Source organism: Porphyromonas sp. COT-108 OH1349 (genome assembly GCF_000768755.1).
Taxonomy (GTDB): domain Bacteria; phylum Bacteroidota; class Bacteroidia; order Bacteroidales; family Porphyromonadaceae; genus Porphyromonas_A; species Porphyromonas_A canoris.
Window position 1 is genome coordinate 1 of record NZ_JRAH01000043.1, and the last position, 4,544, is coordinate 4,544.

Below are 4,544 nucleotides of genomic sequence, written 5' to 3' on the forward strand. Positions count from 1 at the left end.
ATTGGATGTCGAAGATACTCCGCCTGCCGGCAACAGCATGACGATGACGACAGAGAAAAAGGTAGGCGAAAAGATAGAGTTGCGCATGAATGCCGAACCGGCAGACCGTCCGGACATCTGGATAGACCTGAACAACAACAAGGTCAAAGATGCAGGCGAGAGCGTAACCGAATTTGGCATCAATAAAGGGTACACACTCGCTGCACAGACCGTTACGGTGTATGGAAAGGTAAGCTACTTGAACTGCTATGGTCAGAAGATAACCTCCCTGGATGTGAGCAAGAACACNTACACACTCGCTGCACAGACCGTTACGGTGTATGGAAAGGTAAGCTACTTGAACTGCTATGGTCAGAAGATAACCTCCCTGGATGTGAGCAAGAACACCGCTTTGACAGGATTGGTCTGCTACTCTAACAGTCTCACCTCCCTGGATGTGAGCAAGAACAAGGCTCTGACATCTCTGGACTGCGAGAAGAATAAAAACCTAAGCTCCGTAAAGATCAGTAGCAGTATAAACAACTATTTGGACTGCAACGACTGCAAGCTGAGCGCGGAGACACTGAACGAGATATTCACCACGCTTCCCGATGTGAAAGAGCAGACCGAAGGGAAGAAAGAGCTATATATCAAAGGTAATCCGGGTACGGCAGCGTGCAACAAGAAGATAGCCGAAGACAAAGGCTGGAAATTGGATGTGGATGATACTCCTCCTCCGTCTGTTCCTAACCAAATGACGATGACGACAACGAGAGCCGCCGGCGATAAGATACAGCTTTGGATCGACGCCGAGCCGGCAGACCGTCCGAATGTCTGGATAGACCTGAACAACAACAAGGTCAAAGATGCAGGCGAGAGCGTAACCGAATTTGGCTCCGATAAAGAGTACACGCTCGACTACTCTCAGACCGTTACGGTGTATGGAAAGGTAACCGAGTTGTCCTGCTACTCTAACTCCCTCACCTCTCTGGATGTGAGCAAGAATATAGCTTTGAAAGTGTTGGACTGCTCCTATAACTATAACTCCCTCACCTCGCTGGATGTGAGCAAGAACGCTGCTTTGAGAGGGTTGTACTGCTCCTATAACTCCCTCACCTCGCTGAATGTGAGCAAGAACACCGCTTTGACATCGTTGGACTGCTCCTCTAACTCCCTCACCTCGCTGGATGTGAGCAAGAACACGGCTTTGACAGTGTTGAACTGCTACTCTAACTCCCTCACCTCGCTGGATGTGAGCAAGAACAAGGCTTTGAAAATATTGACTTGCGGCTCTAACAAGTTTACCTCGCTGGATGTGAGCAAGAACACGGCTTTGAGACGATTCTCCTGCGAAAAGAACCCGAATCTAAGCTCCTTGAAGATCTCGAGCAGCATAAATGATGCGTTGTGGGTCAACGGCTGTAAGCTGAGTGCGGAGACGCTGAACGAGATATTCCGCACACTTCCCGATGTAAAAGGGCAGACAGAAGGCGAGAAAGAGCTATATATCAAAGNCAACGGCTGTAAGCTGAGTGCGGAGACGCTGAACGAGATATTCCGCACACTTCCCGATGTAAAAGGGCAGACAGAAGGCGAGAAAGAGCTATATATCAAAGGTAATCCGGGCACGGCGGCGTGCAACAAGAAGATAGCCAAGGACAAAGGCTGGAAATTGGATGTCGAAGATACTCCTCCTCCTCCTGCCGGCAACAGCATGACGATGACGACAACGAAAGCCGTCGGCGAGAAGATAAAGCTTCGGATCTATGCCAAACCGGCAGACCATCCGAATATCTGGATAGACCTGAACAACAACAAGGTCAAAGATGCAGGCGAGAGCGTAACCGTATTTGGCTCCTCTCAAGAGTACAAGCTCGGCTCCCGGACCATTACGGTGTATGGAAAGGTAACCGGGTTGTCCTGCGGCTCTACCTCCCTCACCTCGCTGGATGTGAGCAAGAACACCAAGTTGGAATGGTTGTACTGCGACGAAAACTCCCTCACCTCGCTGGATGTGAGCAAGAACACCGCTTTGACAGAGTTGTCCTGCTACTCTAACTCCCTCGCCTCGCTGGATGTGAGCAAGAACACCGCTTTGGAACATTTGTCCTGCTCCTCTAACTCCCTCACCTCGCTGGATGTGAGCAAGAACACCGCTTTGACACATTTGTACTGCAACTCTAACTCCTTCACCTCGCTGGATGTGAGCAAGAACACCGCTTTGGTACATTTGTCCTGCTCGAATAACCTAAATCTAAGCTCCTTGAAGATCTCGCGCAGCATAAATGATGAGTTGAGCGTCTACCGCTGTAAGCTGAGCGCGGAGACACTGAACGAGATATTCCGCACGCTTCCCGATGTAAAAGGGCAGACCTCCGGCGATAAGATGATCTGGATCAATTACAATCCGGGCACGGATGCGTGCAACAAGAAGATAGCCGAAGACAAAGGGTGGACGGTATACTGATTAAGATTGAGGGGAATTTCCCTCACCCCGAAGTGGCGGGACATAAAATATTGTAGACAAATTCGGGCAGTGCCGGTGCGATAAGTGCCGGCACTGCTTTTTTGTGCCGAGACGGAAAACCGGGATCGGGAAAAGAGAAAAGGTCGGTTTCGGAGAGCATGAAAATTTCGTACGTACGAAAAAAATTTTATGTACGTAGAAAATTCAAGATAGGATTATCTTATTGAGCAACAAGGCGTTACCAATAAGAGAGTGGTGGGCAGGTAACGATTTGGAAATGAGCGAAGTGCTTTTTGTTGCTTGTGTTTGTTCTAACAAAGAACGCTTACTTTATCTTCAGCAAAGATACTCTTTTGCGTGAGAAAGTGAGCATTCCGTCATGATTTTCTTTTTGGAGGAGGAAGTGTCTGTTTTTATATCCTTTGTCCCCGCTTCTTTTTCTTGTTGGCTTCGTGGCGAAGTCTTCTCTGAAAGGCGGTCTCGGCATAATCCTCTCCGTGGACTTGGAAATCCAGCGCACTGCCGACACCTGATGCAATCCCTTCTGCAACATCCACCACGCTTTCAACAAGGCTTGGTACTGGTTGTAGCTTTTCTTCCTGTACAACTTCTTTCGGCTGATAAATCGGAACTGAAGAGTGGTAGGGAGTGGCATAGGAGAGCCCGAATTGTTTCAACAGTGAGTTGTATCCGAACTCTCGTCCTATTTCCGAAGCCTTGAAAGTCTGCCCCTCAAAAAGAAATTTCAGACCATAGATTCCCCCTTTCTTGTTCATCATCTGTTCCACGGTTACTCCTTGTCGTCTCAATTCATATCGAAAGGAAGCGTAGCCATTCACTCCGCCATTTGCATACTTTCCCAACAGTCCGTAAACCATTGTACGCAGTTTATCCTTACTCGCCTCCCGTGTTTGATGGGCTCTCGGCTTTTGAGATCGCTTTGTTGCCCGTATCTCATTGGCAATCGTCAGACCGTGCTTGCGACTCAACTCTTCCGCCACTCGTGCTGCTCGATTGCTCACAAAGGTCGTATCATAGACAACTCTATCCACACTGATTCGATTGGCGATGATATGAATGTGTAGGTTATCCGTATCCTTGTGCGTAACGGCAACGGCTTGATGCTTTTCCAACCCCATGGCTTGTATAAACTCAGACACCAGATGTCGGAGCTTCATAGCGTTCATCTTTGCTTCATCTGCGGGAGCAATGCCGATTTCAATTCTCAAGAACTTATTGCGACAACGACTATTGTAATCACTCAACAGGCACATCTCTTCGTATATTCCTCTTGGCGTGTCTGAACAAAGCTCTTGAAATAAGAGCCTGTTCTTGAGTTTTGCCTCCCTGAAAATATACTCCAAGGCTACCTTTCCATGTGCTATGGCTTTGCACTTAGCGATCATTGCGCTCTATCTTTAAGATATCATACACCTCGTCTACAACTCGATGGCGAGGATTATAAAACCGCTTAAAAGCCTCCAATGAGACGAGCGAAAGATTCTTGGTCATGACTACCCACGAGGCATCCTTCGTCTTAATGAGGTTGGAGATATGGGTAAAGAAATGGGAGATGCGTTGCAAGATCCGAACGGCTTCCTGTTCGTTTGCATCCAACTTCGGGATAGCAATGACCTCTCCCGTCAGAAGCATCTCACGAGAGAATTCGGATAGTTTCTTTCCCGATTGCTCTGCACGCTTTTGTATCTTTCGTTGTTCCTCTTCAGANTATTATTTCCCTTGTTTCTTCTCTCTTTATCTGTTTTTGGTTTCATCTTAACTTGCTTATTAAGGCATCCCAGCCGATGAGAACGAAGTGATTACGGCTACCCTCCCGAACCAACGAGAGAGGAGGCAAGAGCAGTTTGTGGCTACAAACTGACGTCTTGCACTACTACCGATGAATACTCTTTGTAACTGATACGATTGGCTTTCATCTCTTCCTTCTTTCCCTCCTGAGAATGCCGATTGTTCATTTCGTTACTGATGGCTCGGAATGCCGAGATTAGAGTTTGCGCCAGTGTTCTATGTCGTCTCCGTACTCTTCCAAATGTTGAAGAGCAATACGTTCTAAGAAACTTGAAACATTGGCTCCATA

The 4,544-nt window shown here is 47.7% G+C and carries 2 protein-coding genes; both read right to left on the minus strand.

Translation table 11 applies throughout. From position 1 onward, the window contains the following. Positions 1 to 2,859 precede the first annotated feature (2,859 nt). Positions 2,860 to 3,852: a relaxase/mobilization nuclease domain-containing protein gene (locus JT26_RS10010; protein WP_036849453.1), complete on the minus strand. Its 993-nt coding sequence runs from the start codon at positions 3,850 to 3,852 to the stop codon at positions 2,860 to 2,862. Then, positions 3,842 to 4,099, minus strand: a complete 258-nt coding sequence (locus JT26_RS10015; RefSeq protein WP_081966447.1) for a hypothetical protein — start codon at positions 4,097 to 4,099, stop codon at positions 3,842 to 3,844. Before JT26_RS10015 ends, JT26_RS10010 begins: the two co-directional genes overlap by 11 nt. Positions 4,100 to 4,544 lie beyond the last annotated feature (445 nt).

What these genes read in the sequence shown, in the direction of transcription:
- JT26_RS10015 (WP_081966447.1), bottom strand. Translation starts at nt 4,099, where the DNA reads ATGCTTCTGACGGGAGAGGTCATTGCTATCCCGAAGTTGGATGCAAAC.
- JT26_RS10010 (WP_036849453.1), bottom strand. Translation starts at nt 3,852, where the DNA reads ATGATCGCTAAGTGCAAAGCCATAGCACATGGAAAGGTAGCCTTGGAG.